Origin of the sequence: Flavobacterium kochi (assembly GCF_048286715.1) — a bacterium.
GTDB lineage: Bacteria > Bacteroidota > Bacteroidia > Flavobacteriales > Flavobacteriaceae > Flavobacterium.
In genome coordinates this window covers 81,692-105,362 of sequence record NZ_JBLVPW010000016.1, presented here as the reverse complement: position 1 = coordinate 105,362, position 23,671 = coordinate 81,692, and the positions used below count along the sequence as shown (strand labels likewise).

General features: G+C 32.6%; 24 protein-coding genes, 1 tRNA gene and 1 pseudogene. 9 read left to right on the top strand and 17 right to left on the bottom strand.

Going from position 1 to position 23,671, the window contains the following annotated elements; genetic code table 11:
* Positions 1–2 precede the first annotated feature (2 nt).
* From ACNQGH_RS15075 to ACNQGH_RS15060, 4 genes are read right to left on the bottom strand one after another with little or no spacing between them, the layout of a single operon-like run.
* Positions 3–1,109 carry a DUF3419 family protein gene (locus tag ACNQGH_RS15075; RefSeq protein ID WP_417956845.1) on the bottom strand — a complete coding sequence of 369 codons (1,107 nt, stop codon included), beginning with the start codon at positions 1,107–1,109 and terminating at the stop codon, positions 3–5.
* Positions 1,110–1,144: 35 nt separating this feature from the next.
* Positions 1,145–2,209: a hypothetical protein gene (locus ACNQGH_RS15070; RefSeq protein WP_417956844.1), complete on the bottom strand. Its 1,065-nt coding sequence runs from the start codon at positions 2,207–2,209 to the stop codon at positions 1,145–1,147.
* Positions 2,185–2,922: a long-chain fatty aldehyde decarbonylase gene (locus ACNQGH_RS15065; RefSeq protein ID WP_417956843.1), complete on the bottom strand. Its 738-nt coding sequence runs from the start codon at positions 2,920–2,922 to the stop codon at positions 2,185–2,187. The genes ACNQGH_RS15070 and ACNQGH_RS15065 overlap by 25 nt, the downstream gene beginning before the upstream one ends.
* A gap of 31 nt (positions 2,923–2,953) precedes the next feature.
* Entirely contained in the window at positions 2,954–4,006 is a 1,053-nt protein-coding gene (locus tag ACNQGH_RS15060; RefSeq protein ID WP_417956842.1) for a GNAT family N-acetyltransferase, read from the bottom strand.
* Positions 4,007–4,696: 690 nt separating this feature from the next.
* On the opposite strand from ACNQGH_RS15060, the gene ACNQGH_RS15055 reads away from it, so the two are divergent.
* On the top strand, positions 4,697–4,963 hold the full coding sequence (locus tag ACNQGH_RS15055) for a hypothetical protein (RefSeq protein ID WP_417956841.1): 267 nt from the start codon (positions 4,697–4,699) through the stop codon (positions 4,961–4,963).
* Positions 4,945–5,274 (top strand): site-specific integrase, encoded by a 330-nt coding sequence (locus tag ACNQGH_RS15050; protein WP_417956840.1) that lies wholly within the window; start codon positions 4,945–4,947, stop codon positions 5,272–5,274. Before ACNQGH_RS15055 ends, ACNQGH_RS15050 begins: the two co-directional genes overlap by 19 nt.
* Before the next feature lie 649 nt (positions 5,275–5,923).
* Here ACNQGH_RS15050 and ACNQGH_RS15045 read toward each other — a convergent pair.
* The 4 genes from ACNQGH_RS15045 to ACNQGH_RS15030 form a co-directional block, all read right to left on the bottom strand.
* Positions 5,924–6,223, bottom strand: a complete 300-nt coding sequence (locus ACNQGH_RS15045) for a type II toxin-antitoxin system RelE/ParE family toxin (protein WP_417956839.1) — start codon at positions 6,221–6,223, stop codon at positions 5,924–5,926.
* Complete coding sequence (locus tag ACNQGH_RS15040) at positions 6,216–6,464, bottom strand: type II toxin-antitoxin system ParD family antitoxin (protein WP_417956873.1); 249 nt, start codon at positions 6,462–6,464, stop codon at positions 6,216–6,218. The genes ACNQGH_RS15045 and ACNQGH_RS15040 overlap by 8 nt, the downstream gene beginning before the upstream one ends.
* A 1,004-nt stretch (positions 6,465–7,468) precedes the next feature.
* Positions 7,469–9,640: a TonB-dependent receptor family protein gene (locus ACNQGH_RS15035; protein WP_417956838.1), complete on the bottom strand. Its 2,172-nt coding sequence runs from the start codon at positions 9,638–9,640 to the stop codon at positions 7,469–7,471.
* Positions 9,641–9,666: 26 nt separating this feature from the next.
* Positions 9,667–10,764, bottom strand: coding sequence for a cytochrome-c peroxidase (locus ACNQGH_RS15030; RefSeq protein WP_417956837.1), 1,098 nt, complete (start codon positions 10,762–10,764; stop codon positions 9,667–9,669).
* A gap of 1,170 nt (positions 10,765–11,934) precedes the next feature.
* Between ACNQGH_RS15030 and ACNQGH_RS15025 the strand changes: the two genes are divergently transcribed.
* Positions 11,935–12,162: an Abi family protein gene (locus tag ACNQGH_RS15025; RefSeq protein ID WP_417956836.1), complete on the top strand. Its 228-nt coding sequence runs from the start codon at positions 11,935–11,937 to the stop codon at positions 12,160–12,162.
* Positions 12,155–12,883, top strand: a complete 729-nt coding sequence (locus ACNQGH_RS15020; protein ID WP_417956835.1) for an Abi family protein — start codon at positions 12,155–12,157, stop codon at positions 12,881–12,883. The genes ACNQGH_RS15025 and ACNQGH_RS15020 overlap by 8 nt, the downstream gene beginning before the upstream one ends.
* Before the next feature lie 195 nt (positions 12,884–13,078).
* Here the strand turns inward: ACNQGH_RS15020 and ACNQGH_RS15015 are convergent.
* The 4 genes and pseudogenes from ACNQGH_RS15015 to ACNQGH_RS15000 form a co-directional block, all read right to left on the bottom strand.
* Positions 13,079–13,407, bottom strand: a pseudogene (locus ACNQGH_RS15015) (recombinase family protein); the annotation flags it as partial.
* A gap of 346 nt (positions 13,408–13,753) precedes the next feature.
* Complete coding sequence (locus ACNQGH_RS15010) at positions 13,754–14,104, bottom strand: type II toxin-antitoxin system PemK/MazF family toxin (protein ID WP_417938091.1); 351 nt, start codon at positions 14,102–14,104, stop codon at positions 13,754–13,756.
* Positions 14,104–14,553, bottom strand: a complete 450-nt coding sequence (locus ACNQGH_RS15005) for a hypothetical protein (protein WP_417938090.1) — start codon at positions 14,551–14,553, stop codon at positions 14,104–14,106. Before ACNQGH_RS15005 ends, ACNQGH_RS15010 begins: the two co-directional genes overlap by 1 nt.
* Positions 14,554–14,784: 231 nt before the next feature.
* Positions 14,785–14,861: transfer RNA gene (locus tag ACNQGH_RS15000), tRNA-Met, on the bottom strand.
* Between the two features lie 154 nt (positions 14,862–15,015).
* On the opposite strand from ACNQGH_RS15000, the gene ACNQGH_RS14995 reads away from it, so the two are divergent.
* Positions 15,016–15,408 (top strand): START-like domain-containing protein, encoded by a 393-nt coding sequence (locus tag ACNQGH_RS14995; protein ID WP_143387973.1) that lies wholly within the window; start codon positions 15,016–15,018, stop codon positions 15,406–15,408.
* A 54-nt stretch (positions 15,409–15,462) separates the two neighbouring features.
* Positions 15,463–16,302 (top strand): aminotransferase class IV, encoded by an 840-nt coding sequence (locus ACNQGH_RS14990; RefSeq protein ID WP_417956834.1) that lies wholly within the window; start codon positions 15,463–15,465, stop codon positions 16,300–16,302.
* Here ACNQGH_RS14990 and ACNQGH_RS14985 read toward each other — a convergent pair.
* The 5 genes from ACNQGH_RS14985 to ACNQGH_RS14965 all read right to left on the bottom strand — a co-directional run bounded on the left by ACNQGH_RS14985 (position 16,299) and on the right by ACNQGH_RS14965 (position 20,895).
* Positions 16,299–16,859, bottom strand: a complete 561-nt coding sequence (locus ACNQGH_RS14985; RefSeq protein WP_417956833.1) for a YqgE/AlgH family protein — start codon at positions 16,857–16,859, stop codon at positions 16,299–16,301. The genes ACNQGH_RS14990 and ACNQGH_RS14985 overlap by 4 nt on opposite strands.
* 118 nt (positions 16,860–16,977) lie before the next feature.
* Positions 16,978–17,250 (bottom strand): HU family DNA-binding protein, encoded by a 273-nt coding sequence (locus ACNQGH_RS14980; RefSeq protein ID WP_417956832.1) that lies wholly within the window; start codon positions 17,248–17,250, stop codon positions 16,978–16,980.
* A 178-nt stretch (positions 17,251–17,428) separates the two neighbouring features.
* Positions 17,429–18,376 (bottom strand): methionyl-tRNA formyltransferase, encoded by a 948-nt coding sequence (fmt, locus tag ACNQGH_RS14975; protein WP_417956831.1) that lies wholly within the window; start codon positions 18,374–18,376, stop codon positions 17,429–17,431.
* Positions 18,376–20,271, bottom strand: coding sequence for a RecQ family ATP-dependent DNA helicase (locus tag ACNQGH_RS14970; protein ID WP_417956830.1), 1,896 nt, complete (start codon positions 20,269–20,271; stop codon positions 18,376–18,378). The genes fmt and ACNQGH_RS14970 overlap by 1 nt, the downstream gene beginning before the upstream one ends.
* Positions 20,272–20,355: 84 nt before the next feature.
* Complete coding sequence (locus tag ACNQGH_RS14965; protein WP_417956829.1) at positions 20,356–20,895, bottom strand: AAA family ATPase; 540 nt, start codon at positions 20,893–20,895, stop codon at positions 20,356–20,358.
* Between the two features lie 148 nt (positions 20,896–21,043).
* On the opposite strand from ACNQGH_RS14965, the gene ACNQGH_RS14960 reads away from it, so the two are divergent.
* From ACNQGH_RS14960 to murA, 3 genes are all read left to right on the top strand, one after another.
* On the top strand, positions 21,044–21,340 hold the full coding sequence (locus ACNQGH_RS14960; RefSeq protein ID WP_417956828.1) for a DUF493 family protein: 297 nt from the start codon (positions 21,044–21,046) through the stop codon (positions 21,338–21,340).
* 83 nt (positions 21,341–21,423) lie between these two features.
* Positions 21,424–22,143: a DUF4290 domain-containing protein gene (locus ACNQGH_RS14955; RefSeq protein ID WP_417956827.1), complete on the top strand. Its 720-nt coding sequence runs from the start codon at positions 21,424–21,426 to the stop codon at positions 22,141–22,143.
* A gap of 100 nt (positions 22,144–22,243) precedes the next feature.
* The gene (gene murA, locus ACNQGH_RS14950; RefSeq protein ID WP_417956826.1) at positions 22,244–23,554 is read left to right on the top strand and encodes a UDP-N-acetylglucosamine 1-carboxyvinyltransferase; all 1,311 of its coding nucleotides are present in this window, start codon (positions 22,244–22,246) and stop codon (positions 23,552–23,554) included.
* The last annotated feature ends 117 nt before the right edge of the window (positions 23,555–23,671 follow it).

Sequence of the window (23,671 nt, the reverse complement as noted above, 5' to 3'; positions counted from 1 at the left end):
TATCATTTAAGAATTGAATAAGCAGCTACTTTTCCATATACAAACGAGCGATCGTTATCATAAATAAACTTACTAAGAGTTTCATTCTTTACAATTTGTTGTTTCAATATATCTGGAACATCTCTTGGTATCATTAGGTTGCGAAAAATAATTCTCCCTTCAACTCTGGAAGTTCTGTAAACAGAGGTAAATAATCGGTTTGTTTCATTGTCACTCATCAATTCGCAAATATTGGATAGGGCAAAACAATCGATACTTTCATCAGGTATAGAGTCAATCCAATTTTGAGCTTCAGCTGTAATTATTTTAATCTTGTTAATCCTAGATTTTATTACCTCAAAGTTTTCTCTTTTTAAATAGTTTGGCACTTCATATTCGTTTTTGTATTTTCCTAAAAGATATAAGGACACAAAATAATTGTCTTTTATAGGGATATTCCGAAAAGCTTTTTTAGAACGATTATAAAAACTTTCTGCGAAAGATTTGCTGCCATCATCAAAGTGAAAGTAATCTGATACTAAGCCTCGTTTGGCGAGAATCTGTTTATTAAATAATATTTTAAACATATAATGAAAGCGTCTGGTATTCCATATAGTATCAAAATAAATCTCTTGTTCGGATTTTAATTTTTCAGTAAGTAAACCTAAAACTCTTTTTTTGCCTTGTAGGAAATTGATAAATTTTCCTGCTAACAGTATAAATCGTTCATATTTTCCATTCATAATAAATCCATTGCTTAAAATTTTAGTATTCTCGTCCCAAAAAGTAAGAGCATCTTTACTTAAAACAGGTCTGATTTTTTCATATAATTTTATCCTATATTTACAATCCTTAAGCCCAGAAAACAAAATAAAATCATCAAAATTAAGACTTTTAATAGCCGCAATTTTTAATTCCAGTAAATATGACTGTGCAGGATTAATATCAATACTGTAAATAACTTCAGGATCGAACATTAAAAAACCTAAAACATTACAACCTCCAGAAGTAATTGCTACAACTGTTTCATTTTTTTTTATTTTCAATGCTACATGATCACTTTCAGGATCTTCCCAATTATGGGTAAATACTAACTTGAAGAGTGAGACTTGATTTTTTACATTTTCCATTATTGTGACTTTTATAAAAATAAGATTTTACTTAATCACCAAATACCTTTTGAGTTATAAAATGGTGCGAGTGTAATTCCATGTTTCAGACTTAAAGCATAAATTTCTTCCATTTTATCAACAGTAATATTCCCTTTTCCTGTAGAATAATTTTCTATCTTATTTTCAAAGGCAAGTGCCATAGCTTCAAGTAGACAACCATGAATAACATTAGGTGATGGATAGCGATAGATGCTATTTGAATAATCGGGTATAAAATTAAATCCTTGGCTTACCAATCCCATTCCTCCATGAAATAAATTTACGTCAATATTATCTTCAATTTTGGTTTCTAAATTTTTAGGATAACCCGCATCACATATAAGAACTCCTTTTTTGCAATTAGTTAGTTTTATTCCTGTTGAACTTGCCACACAAATGATAATGTCAGCCTCAGGGATTAGCCGTTCAACAGAGACTGAATAATTTACAGCAATATTTTCTTCTGTTAATTGTTTTGATAAATTGTCAAGTCTTTGATTATTTCGAGCATTCAAAAGTAATTTCTTACTCTTGTATTTTAGATAATTTACACAGGCAATTCCAATGTCACCGGTAGCACCAATTATTAAAATTGCTGATTCTTGAACATCAATTTTAAGTTGAAAGGCAGCTTTTTCGATACCTTTAACAATGTAAGCAGCTGTTAGAGTATTACCCGTCGTAAATTTAGTTTCGTCTTGAGAAAACAAATTTAAATTTCCTTCTAAAACAATGGAGGTAAAACCACCAAGAGTTACAATCTTTGCACCCATTTTTTTGGCGCACAAAACCGCATCCATCACCTTACTGATATTGGTTCTGATATATTGTGAATCCAACTTATCTGGATCAATAAATGTTTCAATATATACACCATTTATTTCGCTCCCTGTTTTTGATTTGACCTTCACCCTGAAAAGATCCCTTGGCGGAATAAACGAAAATATAGCTCTAATTTTTTCTAAAGACAGTTTTTCTTGTTCTGGAGTTCGAATGCCATTTACAAATGAGGAAATATTTTCCCAACTATCCTGATGACCTATAGCCGCAAAATCTAAGCGGGGAGTTGAGTAATCCATATGATTGATTTTTCTCCAGGTATTCCAATATTATCAAGTGCTCTTGCATAAAGTGCCATTGCATTGCCCCTCATGTTTATAATGTTCAATCCTATATGATGCAAGGAACCTTTCATGCAATCTCCATTACAAACCCCACAATGTCCACGAAGATCTGTTGTTGCGGTAAACTCTGCAAGAATAGTCATACAATTAAAATGAACCTCTTCAAATTTATTGATAAAGGCATCATAATCCTTTTTTAATTCAGCTCTTAATAAATCTGAAGAATGTTCTAAATGTTCCTTTTCTTCTTCTGCAATACTCAAAAAAATTCTCTTAGCTTCTCCTCCAATTGCATTGCCAACATCTGTATACATTGAAATGGCAAATGATTCCAATAGTACTTCTTGTATAATTAAACAGGCGATAAAATCTTTTTTATGAGCGTACTTTAAAAATTGTTTTCGCACATTTCCCCAATACTCACTATTTAGATTTATATTAATGTTTAATTCCATTTTTTTAGCAAAAGCCATAAATCCTTCCGCATGCGTTCGTTCACTATTGGCATGTTCTACAGCTTCCATTTTTTCGTATGGGTCATCAATTGTTTCAGCAAGTGATGCGAAATTTGACATCCCGATAAGTTCACCGGTAATAGCCTGCGAGAAAATATCAGAAATAACATTAAATGTTTCAATTGTCAGTACTTCATTTTTTTCAAGTTCCATAATCTTTAAATTTTAGATTCAAAAAATATTTTTAAACAAGGGAATAATCTTCAAAGGGAATTCCTTGTTTAACTTGCTGTATTAAATTCTTGTTATTCTTTATACTTGAAAGCATACCTACAGAATTAAAAGTAAGCTTGAGCAAACCTTTAAAACTATAGTTTAAAGGGTCTTTTTCATGTAATCCAATAGATACAAAGGAATACTCCTTTTGAAATACTATATTTCTCGCATGATTAATTAGCACTTTAACCATGTCTTTTTCATTGTTATTTACCGCTAAATATTTAACATAAATCATTTTTACAGGTTTATTTAGTATGGGCATTTTTGTAATTCCAAAAAAACTTTTAAATGAATTTATAAGCTGGAGCAAGTTTTTCATTTTCCAGGAAAGCTTCATTACAATATTTTGCTTTACATCCATGGTGTCTATTAAACACATAGCAGAAATTATTTTAAAATTATTCCGAATTATATAATTAGTAGTTCCTTCTAGTTTTTCTTTTTTAATAACACTTCCAAGTTCGTAATTACTATAATGAACATTTAAAAATTGGACTAATTCATCTGTAATAGGAGTTTTTTCGATTTTGAGTTTTGAATTAATCGTTATTTTTCTTTTCCCTATGAATTGGTGGATTTTGAAAACTCCTATATTTTCAGAATCTGGAATATTTGGTCTACCTTTAAAAAAAGAAACCGGTTTATTATTTCCTTTTGAAAAATTAAAAAAAGCTAGGTCAACTTTTGTTGATAATATATAATCGGCCAACTCATTGCATAAATTAAGTCCAACTCCTTTATTTCTGTAAGATTCTAAAACTTTAAAATCACCAATGTACAGCATTGGAAAAATTTGTTTATTAACATACACTTCTTGAAGCGAAACACAGATACATCCAATAATAGCATGGTTATCAACTGCCACAAATACGGTACTTTCACCTCGCATTTCTAATAGTTTAAAAAAATTAGGTTTGCGATCAATTCGTAAAGAAATATCTCCCTTCATACTTGAAGCTGATGTCAAATCAATTAATTGTTGATTATCTTCAATGTTTGCTATTCGATATCTAATCATTTTCTTTAAAATATGAAACTAATTTGAATATATAAAATCTTTTACAATGTTGATTTTAAAGAAAGCTTGTGATGGGCATCATATAAAAAAAAATAATCTCATTCTTAAAGACTTATAGATTGAACTTTTTTGAGAATAATTATTTATTACTAAAACTTACCCCCTTTAAAAAATATAAAAAATTCTAAAAACGAGAAATCTGCTAAAGAGGTTATTAAAGATTAAAAATAAATCTACCCTTTTAATTTTGTTCTGTCGCATCTATCTTTCATAAATCTAATTACCTACTAAATTAATCAAATTAAACTATCAATGAATAGAATGATTTGATTTTTTTTATGCTTGTCCGTTTAGTTAGCTATAATTCGTTCCATTGGTGATTAACTCCCGCAATGATGAGTCTTTCCATTGTTTTACCTTCAAAGAATTCTGTTGAATTTATAGCAAAACTCATTTAGATAATTCTGTAAAAAATCATGATCAATTCGATGATGCACATTTAGTAAAAGCTGCAAATTCCAGTGATATTGACCACCCAATTCTAATTTAAAGTGAGCACCTGATTCCAATTCAAAATGACACCTAATTCCAATTTAAAGGGATCCTAGGAGGAGCAAAAGTGTGTTACTTTAAAAATGTAGTGCAAGAATAAATAAGATAACTAAAGAAGATATTTCAAGCTTTTATGTTATGGCAGCTGAAAATTATAGTCCCAGAACTTTTAATAAATGTATGTATAGTGTAAAATATTTTTTTAAATTTTTAATTGATATCGAAGAAATTGACATGAAGAACCCTATGAGGAATTATGTGCCAAAAGAAGTTTTGCAGTCTACAATTGAATCTGTAAGTAAAACAGAATTTGAGTTGATTCTTGTAGCGGTCGATAATAATGATCCAATAATGAAGTTAGGTGGTAAAGGTGAGAAAAAAAAAACATGTATCGGGCTTATTTAAAGGATGCGTTTAGATTGTTTTTATTGACGGGTTGTAGGCGAGAAGAACTAGTTGTTTTGAGATGGAGCGATATTTATGAATCAGAAGAAAAAGTAAAATTCCTGTACATTGATAATATTAAAGTGCAGAGAATTAAAAACAAGAAAACTATTTTTAAACCTATTCCAATAACAGTGGAATTAATGAATTTGTTAATCGAAATGGGATATAATAGTAAATATACAACAGATGAGTATATTTTGCATCCTAATCGTGATGATGGAATAGTATATTTGATGGATTTTCTATCCAAATCATTTACGCATTATTGAAAAAGCACTGGGGTTAATAAAAATTATAGTTTAAAAACTTTGCGAAAAACATATCTTACATGGGTGAATAGAGTAATGGGCGATGAAACTAAGATTTTATTATCACTCAGCCTATGGGGTCTTGAAAAAGTATTATTTAGATCCTAAAGTTTTATCTGTGATTGTAAAAAAGGTGCTTTGGAAATTAAAATATTTGACTAAAATTCAAAAGGTATAAATGAAAAACTACATTTTATTTATATCTTTTCTGCTTGATGTTTAATAAAATTTACAGCTCAATTTATAAAATTCCTCACTCCCGTTCCTCACTTGAGAGGTTAAAGGTCTGTGTTTTTAAGGCATATTTTCAATAAAAAACCCTTAAAAAATTGCTGTTTAAGGGTTTGCTTTGGTAGCGAGACCGAGATTTGAACTCGGGACCTCAGGGTTATGAAAATTGAAATTGGATCGTTTTAATTTTGTAAGTAATTGATATGTAGTTATTTGTTTTTTTTTGTACATAATGGGTTTTTAAGGTTTTTTGTGGTTTTCCTCACTCCTTTTCCTCACTCCTTTCAATTGTATTTTGAGTTAAGAAATGGATTTCGGTAGTACTTAGTGAGGTAATGGATCCCGAATAGGAGGCGTGCTTTATGCCGGAATGTCAGAGTTATTCTTGAATTCTATTTTTTAAATCCATTCTGGAGTGTAAAATTCTGGTAATTTCTATTTCGGTTGCATTTAGTATTCTGTAAAAAATAAGATGCTGACCAGAAATATACCCAAAAATGTCATTCTTGATTTCGCCGTAATTTTTTCCTAAAGTTTGATTTTGGGCCAATTCTTGACAGTCACTAAGTAATTCATAATAATATTTGTCGGCTTGGTTCTCAGACCAAACTTCATATGTGTAATCCCAAATTTTGGATAAGTCATCAACAGACTTGTTAGTAAGATGATATTTAGCCATTTCTTTTTTTGGCTTTTAATGATTCAAGATGTTGTTTAGGATTGAAATTTTCAGCGATTCCACTTTCAATACCTTCAATAATTGCTTTTTTAAGAGCAACTATTTTACTTTCCTCTTCTTCTAACAATCTCAAACCAGCGCGAATGACTTCGCTCGCGTTTTTAAATCTACCTTCAGAAACTTTGTTATCAACAAAGCTTTCAAAATAATTCCCTAAAGAAACAGATGTATTACGTCCCATAATCTTAAAATTTTGAGTAAAGTTACCAAAAACTGGTAACATATAAAAGAAAAATTGTTTTTTTTTGCAGAGGAAAAATTACTGGTAACGCTGGGTGCTTTATTCAGTGGCGGAAATTCAAGACTAAGCAAAACCGATAAATCAAGATTAAACCCGACAGCCTTTTTTTTAGAAAAAAATGATATAAGTCTTGCAACCAATAGAGGAGGCAAGTGTAAAAATTATGACGATTCAAATTAGAAGTGTAGTCAATTACATTTTTTATTTCGACTGTTTAAGTATAATATTTTGATTTAATACTAATCTAATTTTACAAATTCCTCACTTGAGTTCCTCATTCGAGTCCTCACTTGAGAGGTTCAAGGTCTGTATTTTTGAAACATTATTCCAATAAAAAAAAACCTTGAACAATTGCTGTTTAAGGGTTTGCTTTGGTAGCGAGACCGAGATTTGAACTCGGGATCTCAAGGTTATGAATCTGAAAACAGTTTTTAAACTCCTGTGTTTACTAGGGTTGGCAAAGCTGTTTTAGTATAAAAAAATACAAATCGTGTTCGTTTGAGTATTCCTAGATTGTTAATGATTAATGCGTTTGTATTTCAAAGATAAAGAATTTATTAATTGTCTTTTTAGCTCTTTCCTTTTAGCTCTTTTATTTAACACGTTAATTAAACGTGTTAACTTTTTTCAATTTTTTTAACATGAGGTTTTTAACATGTTAAGTTTTTTCGATTTTTTAAACGTGACTTATAGGACATGTTAAAAAAAATAAACTATTTGAACTTGAAGCGTTGCGGTGCATTGTTCAAAAAGCATATAGAGCCGTATTGAAGCGGTTTGTCTTACACCAAATCAAATGCATAAGGAAAGCCAAATTAATATGAGAACGTAAAACAAAAAAAACAGTAGTAAACTGACGCTTACTACTGTCTAAAAATTGTACTTTTAATTTTTATTAATACTGCATCACTTTTTCAGGACTAGACAATATGAATTTTTATCTATTAAAATTTAGCTGTAAATCCGAGATAGAAACTTCGTCCAACGGCAGGTATTATTCCTGGCCCAGGATATTCATCTGTTCTACGGGTAAAGTATGATTTATCAGTTAAATTATTTGCCCCTAACTTGATTGCAAAATTATTTAATTTATAAGAAGCACTCCAGTCCAAAACTGTATACGAAGGAATATGACCCGCTACTGGATCTTCACTAGACATGACATTGGAAGCATCTCCATAAGCATCTCCAACATAATTGTACTGTAAAGTTGTCGACAATTTATTAGTGCTAAAAATTAAACCTACACGGTTTATAGTTTCGGCTGCTGCTTCGACTCTTTTTCCTTTAAATTCTCCTGTGGTATATTTGGCATCTATATAGGAAAAGGAATTAAAAATACTTAAACCAAAATCAGATTGTGAATTAAAGTATTTTAGAATATTAAACTCGATATAACTTTCGATACCTTGGTGTACACTATTGGCAATATTTTTTCTAACGGAATAATAATCCCCAGTGATAGGGTCTGTCGCCAAAGTCACGCCAATACGTTTGTTATATGCCATATAAAATCCTCCAATATCAAAATTAAGGTAGTTTCTAATGGTTCCTCGGTATCCTAAATCGCTGTTAAATCCTTTTGAATCTTTCAGGTTAGGATCTATTTTTGAACTAGTTCCAAAAGGTTCTAACTGGCTGTAATCTATCGGACGGTATGCCTGAGAAATATTGGCATAGAGACTGGTGTTTTTTCCTGGTTTTAACTCCAATCCAAGTCCTGCCAATGCAAAAGTCCTATTTCTAACTTCATCTGTAATTTGAATGTCGCCTTCTACTTCTTTATGTCCCTTGGCGGTATTTCTTAGATATTCAAATCGAAAACCGGGAGTGATGGTAAAATTTTTGGAGACTTTAAAAATATTTTCCACAAACGGAGCCAGATTTGTGGTGGTGAAATCTAAATCGTATCCCCAATCTCCCGTAATGGATAAATCAAAATCACTATTTGTGGTTCCTTCTCCGCCTCCTTGACGTTTAAACCAAGCATAGCTATGGCGGACGCCGCCTGCAAAAGTTGATTTTTGATTGCCCAAAGAATAATTTTGGGAATAGCGTACTTCGGTGGTGGTATTGTTCATTTTTTCGATACCTACTTCTCTTGGTACATATGCTCCCGTAATTGGGTCTATGTCATCAGTGGCTCCGGCTCCTCCGTCTTCATTTCTCCAAACCAAAGAACGACCGCTGAATAAATAGGTGGATTTAACACTCAAAGTACTGTTTTCCGAAGGCGTATAATTGGCGTAAGCCGTAATAATATTCCAAGGGCTTTTTAACCAGTTTCTTGCTCGTGTTGATGTTTTTGGGTTGGCATAAAATAAGCTGTCAGTTAATCCACCAGGCATTTTTATTTTATTTCGAAGCAAAGAATATTCAACGCCAAAATTTAATTTTTCAGAATGATTGTATTGTATTTTTCCAAATCCGGAAACTTGCGATTGCTGACTGTTGGGTCTGTAGCCTTCCATATTACGGTATTGTAAAAAACCGTAGTAACTTATTTTTTTATAGTTTCCACCAACAGAATTAAAGGAGTTAAACAATCCATAACTTCCTATTGTTTGTGAGGTAATAAATTCAAAAGGTTTATTTTTTGGAGTATCTTTAGTAACATAATTGACTAAACCTCCAAACTGTGATCCAAATTGTAACGATGCTGCACCTCGAACGAATTCGATACGATTGACAGCTTCCATTGGTGGAATATAATACGATTCATTATATCCATAAATATCAGCACTAATGTTGTAACCATTTTGTCTGGTATTCATTTCTACACTTTGGGAGGGGTTGAGTCCACGTGTTGCAATTCCGTTGGCAGTAAACCCGCTACTTTCTGTTTCTACAATATTTAAACCTGGAATTCTTCCTAGTATTTGTCTGGTATTATTGACTGCTTTATTAGCATCGAGACTGTCAACAAGGATGATTTCACTTTTTTTACCAGCATAAATGATTCCGTCTTTACTATCGGGCAGGTGACCTACGCCATTTACGGTTTTAAAGCCTTTGACAATAACTTCTTTCAGGGAGTTTTCAGTATTTTCTTGCGCTTCTATGGTTTGTAATCCCGCTAAAGCAAGAAGCGTAAACATTATTTTATTGAAATTCATATTTGTGGTTTTTGTAGTATAAAAAATTATTTTCGGTAATGATCGGTAAGCGTTCCAAGAAATGCTTCTAGTTGACTTTCTTCCTGGGCAGTCATTTTTAAATTGCCTAATTCCTCTCTATTTACGGTTTCAAGTACTTCTGGGGCAGCAAATTCGCTAGGGTTTATATCTCTAACATTATAGAAATGGATGACTTCTTTTAAGGTTTTAAAAGAGCCGTTATGAAAGTAGGGGGCTGAAATAGCTATGTTTCTTAGCGTAGGAACTCGAAATTTTCCATTGTGTTCGGGTTGCGAAACAATAGCTCCAATACCCATATCAATAAAGTTGACTCCCGCAGGATTTATGGCTGTTGATTGGTTATAAAATGGATTTTTTTCGTTCCTTGGCACTCCTATATTGTCATAGCTAAAATCAGTAAACAAAATTTTTCCCATTCTTTCGTCTGGTTCTAAAACGTGACATTGTGCACATTTCCCTTTTCCTTGAAAAACGGCTAATCCTTTCTTTTCGTCATCAGTAAATTTGACTAACTGTTTAGAGAAATAATCAAATTTTGAAGTAAAAGAATTCACTTCTTTTGATGTTTCGAAAACGGCTATGGCATCGGCAATATAAGACATCAATTCTTCATCAGTCTTTATTACTCCGTACTCCTTTTCTATTTGAGAAAAGTAAGGGGCACTTTTTATTTTGGAAACAACATTTGCAATACTGACATTATTCATTTCTACGGCACCAATAAAGGGATGAATGAGTTGTTCTTTTAGGTTTGGAGATCGTCCATTAAGAAAAAGGCCTCCAATATAAGTTTCATCTGCAGTATTATAGGTACGCTCAGGAGAAAACACATTGTAAGCTAAATTTGGAGAATTAATGTTTGAGAAAGTTCCTATTACAGCACCTTCCGAAATGTCTCTGTGCAATGGATCGCTAAAGCCAGTTTCTGGTGCGTGACAAGATGCACACGCTTGACCGATAGGATTGGAGAGGTTTTTATCGAAGAAAATTAATTTTCCAACGGCTATTTTATTACTAATAACGGGCACATATTCGGAATCATCGGTACAACTGGATAACATTATTAAAGCTACAATGCTAACTAAAAAGTATTTTCTATTCATTTATTTGGAATAATTAAAAATAACGATGCAAATATAAAATTCATTTTCGTTTCGACAAATTTATTTAGACTGAATATTAATAATATTTTAAATTAATTTTAACAATCTTGAATGTCAGTGTTTTACAAGATTTTAAGGTAACAATTATAATCAATTTAGGTACAAACAAGCAAATGTAAATAGAGTAATGGGGGATGAGGCTAAGATTTTATCATCTCATTCAACTAATTAAGTTTTGAAGAAGTATTATTTAGATCCCAAATTTTCATCAGTGATCGCAAAAAGGGCTTTGGAAAATAAAATATTTGGCAAAAGTTCAAAAGGTATAAATGAAATGTAGTTTTCATTTATACCTTTTCTGTTTGATGTTTAATAAAATTTGTAGCTTAATTTATAAAATTCTTCACTCCCGTGCTCACTTGAGAGATTTAAGGTCTGTATTTTCGAAGTGTAATTCCAATAAAAAACCCTTAAACAATTGCTGTTTAAGGGTTTGCTTTGGTAGCGAGACCGAGATTTGAACTCGGGACCTCAGGGTTATGAATCTGAAAACAGTTTTGAAATCCCTTATTTTACTGGGGTTGACAAAGCTATTTTAGTCTGAAAAAATATAAATCGTGTTCGTTTGAGTGTTCCTAGATTGTTAATGATTAATGCGTTTGTGTTTCACAAGATAAAGAATTTATTTGCTTTAATCGCCTTTTTTACGCTTTCCTTTTTGCTCTTTATATTTAACTCGTTAATTAAACATGTTAACTTTTTTCTGTTTTTTTAACATGAGGTTTTTAACATGTTAAGTTTTTTCGGTTTTTTGAACATTACTTTTACGACGTGTTAAAAAAAGTAAACTATTTGAACTTGAAACGTTGTGGTGAATTGTGCAAAAAGTCAAATAAGGCTGTATTGATGTGAAAATTTCCTTTCCCTATTTGTGGTCTAAGTCTGGTGGGATACAAGGTGTTTAACATGTAAATTTATTACGAAAAATAGTGTCATAAATGTTAATAATTCATCTTGTTTGTTAAAAAGTTTGTGTATTAAAGTGCACTTTTATATATTTGCACCATACTAAATAGATACTCAAAACGTTTTTACGTTTCAACATAACGTGGTTGCCCTGCCTCTTAACAATGCACACTGGGCGACCCTTTTCAAGTTTAAAAGGTAACTATGGCAAAAAAAATATACTCAAAACCGCCATTGACTTATCAAGAACAAGTTCAGACTTGGATTGATAGAGGTCTTCAAGTTCCTGATCCACTTCGTGCTCAAAGTTACCTTTCTCATATTAGTTATTATAGGCTCAGTGCTTATTGTCTTCCTTTTCAAACTGTAAAAGATATATTCAATAAAAACACAACTTTTGATGATATTTTAAATCTGTATCTTTTTGATTAGAGAGTTACGCTTGATGATGCTTGATGCCATTGAAAGAATTGAAATTGGTTTAAGAACTCAAATAATTTATCAATTAGCTCATAAATATGGTTCGCATTGGCATGATGACGCAAGTTTGTTTATTAAGCCATTTGTTAATAGAAATGGTTATACAATTGACCCATTTAGTGAAATGCAGAAGTTTCTTCATAAAGAATACAATTCAAAAGATCCGGAAGTATTTATAAAACACTATTTAGATAATTATCATACACCTGCTACACCACCTTCTTGGATGTCTATTGAATTATTAACCATTGGTGGTTTGTCAAGGTTGTATAGTAATTTATCTGATGTTCAAAATAAGAAGTTAATCGCAAAGGAGTATAAAATACCTTACCAAGTATTTCAAAGTTGGCTTCATTCATTAACACATTTGCGAAATCTATCCGCACATCATTGCAGGGTTTGGAATAGAGAATATCATATTACTCCAATGATTCTAAATAATCCACGATACAATTGGCTGGATTCTAAATTTCACTTAAATAATCGAACCTTTTATTATTTAAGTGTTTTAAAGTATTTTTTAAATATTATAAATCCAAATAATACTTTTAAAAATAAGCTAGAATGTCTTTTAGCTAAATATCCAAATACTAGAATTGAATTCTTAGGTATTCCAACAGATGTAACAGGTAAACTATTAGACTGGAAATCACAACCTCTGTGGAAAATATAAAATGAACTTGTATAACCAATAAAATACTCAATCCCAATAAAATCTTACGAGTGTTATAATAGCTAACTAGGTTGTGTTTTTGAAATTATGACTTGATGTTTTAAAACAGTCTCAAATATCTTTTTATTGGCTTGACACCTTGTTTCTTGGTTTATTATCGTTTGAGCAAGAGTTGAGTATTGGATTAGATATTTTTCATGTATTTTGGTTGTTAACAAATTTAGAAACGGTTAATCTATGTACTCCCAATATTCTTCCAATGGCACTAATGGAAACATTTTTGTTTAGTAAGTTGGCTATCTTTTTCTCGTGTCCTGTTAGTTTGGTGTTAGCTGATTTACGACCTATCGGACGACCTAAAATAACTCCCTCTGCTTTTTTTCTTGCCAATGCTTCTTTAGTACGTTGTGATATTAAATTTCTTTCTATTTCTGCTGAAGCCCGAATGCAAAAGCCAGCGCTTTGGAGCTAATATCATTTCCTAAACGATAATTGTCTTTTATAGTCCAAACTTGTACTTCGTTTTGCATACACTGGTTTATAAATGAAAAACTACATTTCATTTATACCTTCTTCTGCTTAATGTCTAGTAATATTTTTGTCTTGATTTATGCAATTCCTCACTTGAGTTTCTCACTTTTTTCCTCACTTGAGAGATTTGAAGTCTATATTTCCGAAACATTGTCAATAAAAAACCCTTAAACAATTGCTGTTTAAGGGTTTGCTTTGGTAGCGAGACCGAGATTTGAACTCGGGACCTCAGGGTTATGAATCTGAAAACGACTTCTAACATCCTTTATTTACAGGTGCTTTCTATTTTGTTTTCAAATAAAAAATATGAATCGTATGCGTTTTAGTATTCCTAAAAGGTTATACTGATAGTGTGATGTCAGAAATTCTTATTACTAATTGATCTACACTGTTTTTTTTCATTGAATTAATTTTACCACCCCTTATTGATTCCTGATCTACGTTTGTAATCAGATGGCAACGTACTTGGGAATAATCTTTGTTATTTTTATTTACCAACATTTCTTGGGTAACTTCGAAAGAATATTTGTCAATATTTTTTGTTGTTGAAGACATCATTACACAGATATATAAACCATCCTGTTCAAAAACATCATCATTTGATATTATTATGGCTGGATGAGAGTCGGATGATTCGGAATATGGTAAATCGAAATAAACCATAATTATATCTCCTCTTTGAAACGCCATTAAACAGAAAGTAATTTAGACATATTTCTTTTATTCATGTCGGAAATTCCTTTTAATATAGTTTTATCTGTTTTTTCAACGGGGCTATTTTTATATATAGTTTTATGTAGTATGCTTTCCATTTTATAGATGGATTTAAGCATATACTTGTATTTCTCTTTTAATATTTGGTCTTTTAAATAGTCATCTTTATATAAATCCTCATCTATTTTATTTAACTTAGAAATCACCAGTTTTGTTCTTTCTAATAATTTAGCAGCTTCCGAAAGTTCAAGTTTTTCGCTGTAAGGATAGAAGCCTTCAACGGCTAAAATAAAATTATCTATGTCGTTGTATAGTCTCTTTTTTATTCCCTTAAACAAAATACCAAAAAAATTAGAAACGAAACTTATCCTTGTTTCCGTAACTACTGGTTTTGCAAAATGTTCTATGTTTAATGCTAATTGCATAATTTATTAATTGAGGTTACAAATATACAAAAACTATTCCATTGTGTTGTAACTTCTTAAAACCACATAATATAGTTTAGTAATCAAAATTAATCAACCCAAAATAGAAGATTACAGCCCCATAGGTTTTAAATTAACAAATAAACGTATGCGTTTCTGTATTTTTTATATAAAAAAGGTAGTTTTTTAGAATAAAAAAACCCTAACAGATTGATGTTAGGGTTTTTGCTTTGGTAGCGAGACCGAGATTTGAACTCGGGACCTCAGGGTTATGAATCCTGCGCTCTAACCGACTGAGCTATCTCGCCATAATTAGGGTGGAAAACCATCCCTGAATGCGGGTGCAAATATAAAAATAATATTACAGCTTGCAAGTATATTTTTAAGAAAAAAAAATATTTTTAAAAATGCTTTTTTTTCGGAGTTATATTCTATATATTTCACAAAAATTAAATGCAGCTCATGGACCAAAAAGTACGTTACGAAATCGAGTTCCCCATAAATTCCTCGCCTCAATTGTTATATCAATATATATCGACTCCTTCTGGTCTGTCAGAATGGTTTGCCGATAATGTGAATTCTCGTGGAGAGTTCTTTACTTTCATTTGGAATGACTCCGAAGAAAAAGCAAGGCTTGCTTCTAAGAAGTCAGGTGAAAAAGTAAAGTTCAAATGGGTTGATGAAAACAGCAAAGACACAGAGTACTTTTTTGAATTGCATATTTTAGTTGATGAACTTACCAAGGATGTCTCTTTAATGGTTATTGACTTTGCCGATAAAAACGAAGTTGATGAAGCAACACAGTTATGGGAAAATCAAATTTCAGATTTGAAACATCTAATTGGTTCTGTATAGTAAAATCATATTTTATGACTTATATTTGCCCTAATAAAATTTAGGGCTTTTTTTATGATTAATTTTAATGGAACTATAGTGTCTCAAGACGCTAACATATTGACACAGAACCGTGCTTTTTTATATGGTGATGCTGTTTTCGAAACGGTTAAAATAGTAGATAATAAAATTCTTTTTTTAGAAGATCATTATTTTAGATTAATGTCTTCAATGCGAGTGGTTCGAATGGAAATTCCAATGAATTTTACGATGGAATATTTTGAAGAGCAGATACTTTACCTCGTTAAAAATAATTCTTTAGCTGACTCGGCACGAGCCAGAATTACCATTTATAGAAATGATGGCGGTTATTATTTGCCACAAAACAATACAATTTCTTTTTTGATTCATACAGTAGCTCTGGAAGAAAAGCTGTATTCAATTGGCCAAAAGGAATATGAAGTTGATTTATATAAAGACTTTTATGTGACTAAACAATTGCTGTCTTCGATAAAAATAACCAATAAAATCATCAATATTACCGGTAGTATTTATGCAAACGAAAATGGATTAGACAATTGTCTTTTGTTGAATGACAGTAAGAATGTTGTGGAAGCTTTGCAAGGAAATATCTTTATGCTACTGGGTAATAAACTGATTACGCCTCCTGTTTCTGAAGGGTGCTTGAATGGCGTCATGCGCAAACAAATTTTAGGTTTGGCAAAAAAAATAGCAAATTTGGAGGTGCTGGAAGCAGTAATTTCCCCATTTGATCTTCAAAAAGCGGACGAATTGTTTATTACCAACGTTATAAAAGGCATACAGCCCATTACAAAATATCGTAAAAAGGAGTTTGCTACCCAATTGGCAAATGAATTAGTTGAAAAATTGAACGAAGCGGTACGTGTTGTTTAGTTTAAATACGGATTTTCAGGAGCATTGGACCAGATAAGATATTCTCCGCCTAATTCCATTATTTGTTCCTTCCAGAAATGAGCTGCTGATTTCCCTATGATTTTATTTTCATAATTATTTTCAGTGATAATCCAAGAATTACATTCCATTTCTGTTTGCAGTTGGTCTTCTTCCCAACCAGTATATCCCAGAAAAAAGCGAATGTTCTTTTTGCTTATTTTTCCGGAATTGATCAATTCTTTGGTAGATTCGAAATCGCCACCCCAATAGATGCCATCTGAAATTTCCACACTATTAGGAATTAATTCAGGAATGTCATGAATAAAATAGAGATTGTCTTGTTCTACTGGTCCACCATTGTAGATTCTGAATCTTGCATCAATATCAGGTATCAAGTCATGGATCGTATACTTCAAAGGTTTGTTGATAATAAAACCAACAGAACCTTCCTTGTTATGGTCCGCTAATAATATTACTGATCTGCTAAATGATAAATCTCCAAATATAGAAGGCTCTGCTATAAGTAGATGTCCTTTTTTTAATTTTTCTGAAATCATAACGGCTAGTTTTTTTATTAAAATTAAGGATAAATTATTGATAATACCAAACAAAGTCGTTCAAATGCATAAAAAAACCTTCCATCTGGAAGGTTTTGATTATAATGGAAAACTTAAATTAGTTTACCGCTCCTTCTAATTCTGCACCAGCTTTAAATTTTACAACATTTTTAGCTGCGATTTGAATAGTATTTCCTGTTTGAGGATTTCTACCGTCTCTAGCAGCTCTAGGTGAAACTGACCATGATCCGAAACCTACTAAAGATACTCTTCCGCCTTTTTTCAAAGTACCGCCTACATTTCCTAAAAATGACTCTAAAGCTAATTTAGCTGCAGCTTTTGTAATTCCTGCATCTGCAGCGATAGCATCGATTAATTCTGATTTGTTCATAATAATAGTTATTAATTGTTGGTTAAAAAAATTGTTAATACACAAATTTAGTAGGAAATCCGTTCCTTGCAAGCGTTTTGTGTTATTTTAGTTTGTTTTGTTGATAACTTATTTTTTTTGTTCATAAAACAAAGCTTATTTCTTGTTAAAATCTTCGAAACACCCGTTTTTACTGATGTTAATAGACTTTTGCATTTTCAGAAAAAGACATCCCATTTAACAATTCTGCTGCACTTATTCTCTTTTTTCCCGGAAATTGCAAGCTTTGCACTTGTACGAACCCTTCTTTTACGGCAATTTTCATCTCTTTTTTGTTACAAATCAAACTGCCAACGACATAATTGTGATGTTCTGAAGTGATTTTTGCTTCGTATATTTTCACATTCCACTCCTCATTTTTGTCTCCAAAGAAACACCAGGCTGCCGGATAAGGACTCAAACCTCGAATCAGATTGTTTATTTCTGAAGCTGATTTTGTCCAATCTATTTTGCAGTTCTCTTTGTTTAGTTTGTAGGCTGTTTTAATATTGGCATCCTCTTTTTGGATAATGGTCGTTACATTTCCTTTTTCAATCCTTTCCAAAGTGGCAATAACGGTCTTACTTCCCAAATCCATTAATCGATCGTGTAATTGCCCTGCATTTTCATTTTCTCCAATGGGTGTTTCAGCACTTAAAATCATGGCTCCTGTATCAATTTTATCATCGATAAAAAAAGTAGTTACGCCCGTTTTCGTTTCTCCGTTTATGATGGCCCAATTTATTGGTGCTGCACCGCGATAATTGGGCAGGAGGGAAGCGTGAAGATTAAAGGTGCCTAACGAAGGCATTTCCCAAACTACTTTTGGTAGCATTCTGAATGCAACAACGATTTGCAAATTGGCATTCAACGATTTTAATTCTGATAAAAAAGCCTCGTCTTTAAGATTTGCAGGTTGTAACAAAGTAAGGTTATTTGCTAAAGCATATTCTTTTACTGCCGAATATTTTATTTTTTGTCCGCGACCCGCAGGTTTGTCTGCAGCTGTAATAACACCAACAACCTCATAGTTGTTTTTGATTATTGCGTCCAAAATCCCAACTGCAAATTCTGGGGTTCCCATAAAAACAATTCGTAATTTTTCCATTATGATTTTAAAGTGTATTTATTGTTTGGTTTTACAAGTATGATATTGTTTTCTAATAAACGTTGCAGCACAAAGATAACATCGTCAGGGCTGTTTTTAGTGCTGTTTTGTATATCTCTTGAATTCATGTCTTCTGATTCAAGTAAAGAAATGATCTCTTTTGAAAGCGAACTCACATCTTTTTTCTTGTTTTTTTTAGTAATGCAATAGGAACAGATGCCACAATCAACGGTTGCCTTTTCGCCAAAATAGTCCAAAATCAATTTGCTTTTGCAAACTTTTTTCTCATTTGTATAATTGATGACAGACTGGAGTTGTTCTTTTTTTAATTCGTTTTGATGTTCTAAGTATTTGGCAACCCTGTTTATAGTTCTTTCATCTTCTCGAATTTCATTAAAAATCAAGGTGGCATCATTGTTTTTCGAATGGTAGTCAATAATTTCTTTTTCCTTTAATTTCTTTAAAACTGCCTGGATTTCATTGGTGCCGTGATTTGACTTTTTGGCAATCAATTCCAGGTTGAAAGCGGTTTGCATTTCATAAATTCCCGGATACGTTCGCAATATTGCCAAAATAATTGCTTCGTCATTAGGGTTCATACTCACATAACGTATTACTTCTTTAGAAGGAATAAGAAATTGCAGCGTAATTTTCTCAGAAAACTGTTGCGATAGAGTAATAATGCCTTGCCTGTCGAGAAACTGCATGGCATTGTAGGTCTTCAATGTTGGAAATTTATACTTTAGGCAAAAATGATGCAAATTGAACGTAAATTGCTCGTCGATTCCTTCGCCATAGGCGATCTGGAAATAGTTACAGAGTTTGACATACATTAGATTCAAAAACTTTTTATCAGGAAGAACATTTATAAACTGATTTTCAGTTTGAAGAATATCTGATGGACTAGTCAATAGGACTGCATAGGCCTTTTCGCCATTTCTTCCCGCTCTTCCTGCTTCCTGATAATAATTTTCTAAATTATCCGGAAGTTGAATATGAATTACTGTTTTTACATTGGCTTTATCAATTCCCATTCCAAACGCATTCGTGGCCACAATAACCTGTGCTTCTTCATTCATCCAGGCCTGCATGTTTTTATCTTTTTCTTTGGACGTAAGCCCACCGTGATAATATGTTGCTTTGAGATTCAGGGACTGCAATTTTGAGGAAATATCCAAACAGGATTTTCTGTTTCTTACATATATTATGGAGGGCTGCGGGTTCTTCTTTAGGATTTGTTCGATGGTGAGAAGTTTGTCATCCACTTCAAAAACCATATAGGCAATATTTTCCCTGGCAAAGGATTTCTCGAAAATTTTGGGATGCTGCAGTCCTAAATCAGTCAGGATGCTTTCCTTCACTTTTGGAGTTGCCGTTGCAGTCAAAGCCAAGAAAGGGATTTTTGGAAAATGTTTTTTTAATCCTGAAATCTTCAGATAAGCCGGCCTGAAATCATGTCCCCATTGTGAAACGCAATGCGCTTCGTCAATGGTAATTAAATTTATGGGAAGGCTTTTTATTCTTTCGAGAATCCAATCCGACTGTAGTCGCTCAGGAGATACATACAGAAATTTGTAATTTCCAAATTGGCAATTGTCCAGCAGGTCAATCATTTCATCTGATTTTATTCCACCGGTCAATGCAATCGCCTTAATGCCTCGCTTTTGCAAATTAGCGACCTGGTCTTTCATCAGTGCCACTAAAGGAGAGATGACCAGACAGATTCCTTCCTGCATCATTGCGGGAACCTGAAAACATATTGATTTTCCGCCACCGGTAGGCATCAGTGCAAAAGTATCTTTACCCTCTAAAACGGAATTTATAATTTCGTTTTGAAGCGATCTGAATTTATCATGTTTCCAATACTTTCGAAGAATTTGTACTGCTTCTGGCATAGATTTCGGTCCCCAAAGCTTCGGGATTAGATTTTAATTTATACTGGATGAAAAAATCGTAAATCCCAATTTGTAATCCTTAAATTAGTTAGAAATTTTATCTAAGATAAAAAGAATTCTGTTATCAACACTATCTTTAGGTACTTCTATAAGTTCGTAACCGTATTTTTTATAAGTCGATACCAGATGACTATTGATTTCTTTTGCCTGTTCAAAGTTTTCATAGCGTTCTGTATCACTGGTATAGATTTCCTCCCAAGGCGGAAGAATGAAAATTTTTGTATATTTGTATTCTTGGCAGGCCAAATCAAAAAAAGTAGGATAACTGTCACCAATATAATGCATGTAGGCAACAACATCTGGAATACCACGATCAATAAATACAATTTCATGGGGTTCTTCAAGTGCGCTTTGAAATTGTTTTTTTCGGCCTTCCAAAAGTAATTCACTAAACAGTAAAGGGTTTGTCAGAAACAATTGTTCAATGCCTTCTTTTTGAGCCTCTAAGGTTACTTGTCTGGAGATTTCGGGGTAACAACAATAGCCATTAGCTACCAATCCGTCTATGATTGTACTTTTCCCAGTTCCGGGACCGCCAATGATAACTATGATTTCTTTCTGCACTTTTTACAAATAAGGCGCGAAATTACTCAAACTTATTGGGATTTGAAAAAATGATTTAAGCTAAAAAGGTAATTTGACAAAAAATCATATTTCAAAATTCAAAATTTACATTTGAAACCGTATATTTGCTCTTATTTTTAAATTTAAAATGGATAACGATAAAGAAAAAGAGACTGCGGAATTTTACGAAAGATTAAAAGTAGAGCTGGATATGAGTAATACGTGGCCAGCAGAGTACTTATTTAAGTTTATTGTACCAACAGAGAATGATAATGTGGAGCGTGTTGAGTTGGCTTTTGATTGTATGGGAGCGGTTATAAAAACAACAAAATCCAAAACGGGTAAATTCACAAGTATCTCTGTTGACGTAATGGTGAAAGATTCACAAGAAATAGTAGATAAATACCTAGAAGTTTCTACGATTAAAGGTATTATTTCCCTGTAATATATAAAAAAATTTTGATGCATTTCGAATGATTTAAATCTTCGAAATAGGGCATATAAGATCAAAAAAATATACATTCGAATATGAATTCAAAATATATAAAAGAAAACGCGAACGATACCGTCCACCATTTGGAATATAATGCGGAGCGATCGCATTTGATTATTCCGGAATACGGTCGTCATTTGCAAAAATTGATTGATCAGGCAACTCAAATTGAAGATGATGTGGAGCGCAACAAAGCGGCAAAATATATTATTCAGGTAATGGGGAGTTTGAATCCTCATTTACGTGATGTTCCCGATTTTCAACATAAATTATGGGATCAGATTTTTATCATGTCCGATTTTAAATTGGTGGCTGATTCACCCTATCCAATTCCATCTCGTGAAGTATTGCAACTCAAACCCGATGTTTTAAAATACCCTCAAAATTTTCCGAAATACAGGTATTACGGCAACAACATAAAGTATATGATTGATGTCGCTAATAAATGGGAGGATGGTGAAATGAAGAATGCATTGGTAAAAGTAATTGCCAATCATATGAAAAAGTCCTATTTGAGTTGGAATAAAGATACCGTGAAGGATGATGTTATTTTCGAACACCTGTATGAGTTATCTGATGGTAAGCTGAATTTGCTTCAAAGTACGGAAGAGCTTCTAAATACGACTGATTTATTGCGAACTAATAAACGGGTGTCCAATAAAATCACTCCAGTTGGGCAACCAAAAATACTGAGCAATAAGAATTTAAAGACGGGTAAACCAAAACCTTTCCTAAAAAACAATAATCCAAAATAAAGAGGCGTTACGTTGTTTAGATTCTGAGTTGCTATTTTAATAAATAGGCAAAACTTAAGCATCTTTGTATCCTAGAACCTCAGAACCTTAAAAAAAGAATATGGGAATTTTCAAAATAGAAGGTGGCATTCGTCTAAAAGGAGAAATCACGCCACAAGGAGCTAAAAATGAAGCATTGCAGATTTTATGTGCAGTTCTTTTAACTCCTGAAAAAGTTACAATTAATAATATTCCTGATATTATTGATATCAATAAATTGATAACCCTGTTAGGGAATTTAGGGGTTAAAATCCAAAAAAATGGTTCTGACTCTTATACTTTTCAGGCAGATGATGTTAATGTAGCGTATTTAGAAACTGAAGCATTCAAACAAGAAGGGGGTTCACTTCGTGGTTCTATTATGATTGTAGGACCTTTACTGGCCCGTTTTGGCAGGGGATATATTCCAAAACCTGGAGGAGATAAAATTGGGCGCAGAAGATTGGACACGCATTTTGAAGGATTTATTAATTTAGGTGCTAAATTTCGTTACAACAGAGAAGATCATTTTTATGGTGTTGAAGCTCCAAAGGGATTGATCGGAACGGATATGTTGCTCGATGAAGCATCAGTTACCGGAACAGCTAATATTGTTATGGCTGCTGTTTTGGCAAAAGGAAAAACAACAATTTATAACGCAGCCTGTGAGCCTTATTTGCAACAACTTTGCAAAATGCTGAATGCTATGGGTGCAAATATTACGGGTGTTGGATCTAATTTGTTAACTATTGAAGGTGTTAAAAGCCTGGGCGGTTGTGAGCATAGAATCCTTCCTGATATGATTGAAATTGGTTCATGGATTGGATTGGCAGCCATGACCAGAAGCGAAATTACAATTAAAGATGTGAGTTGGGAAAATCTTGGTGTTATTCCGAATACGTTTAGAAAACTGGGAATCACTTTAGAACGAAGAGGAGATGATATTTATATTCCTGCTCACGAAGACGGATATGAAGTGAAAACGGATATTGACGGTTCTATTCTTACTATTGCTGATGCACCCTGGCCAGGATTTACGCCAGATTTATTGAGTATTGTTTTAGTAGTGGCTACTCAAGCAAGAGGGGATGTGTTGATTCATCAGAAAATGTTTGAAAGTAGATTGTTTTTCGTAGATAAGTTAATTGATATGGGTGCAAAAATTATGTTATGTGACCCGCACAGAGCGGTAGTTATGGGACATGATTTTAAATCACAACTGAAAGCAACGACGATGTCCTCACCGGACATTCGTGCCGGGATTTCATTGCTGATTGCAGCTCTTTCAGCTAAAGGAACAAGCACCATTCAGAATATAGAACAAATCGATAGGGGTTATGAAAGAATTGATGAACGATTAAGAGCCATTGGTGCTTCTATCATTCGAGCATAATAGCTGTTTTTATAAGAGAAATCGTTTAAAAAATCCTGGTGGAATGAATGTACAAATTCAAATTCTGTGGGATTGTTTAAACGATTTTTTAATTTTATTAAATTAGTATAAAATACA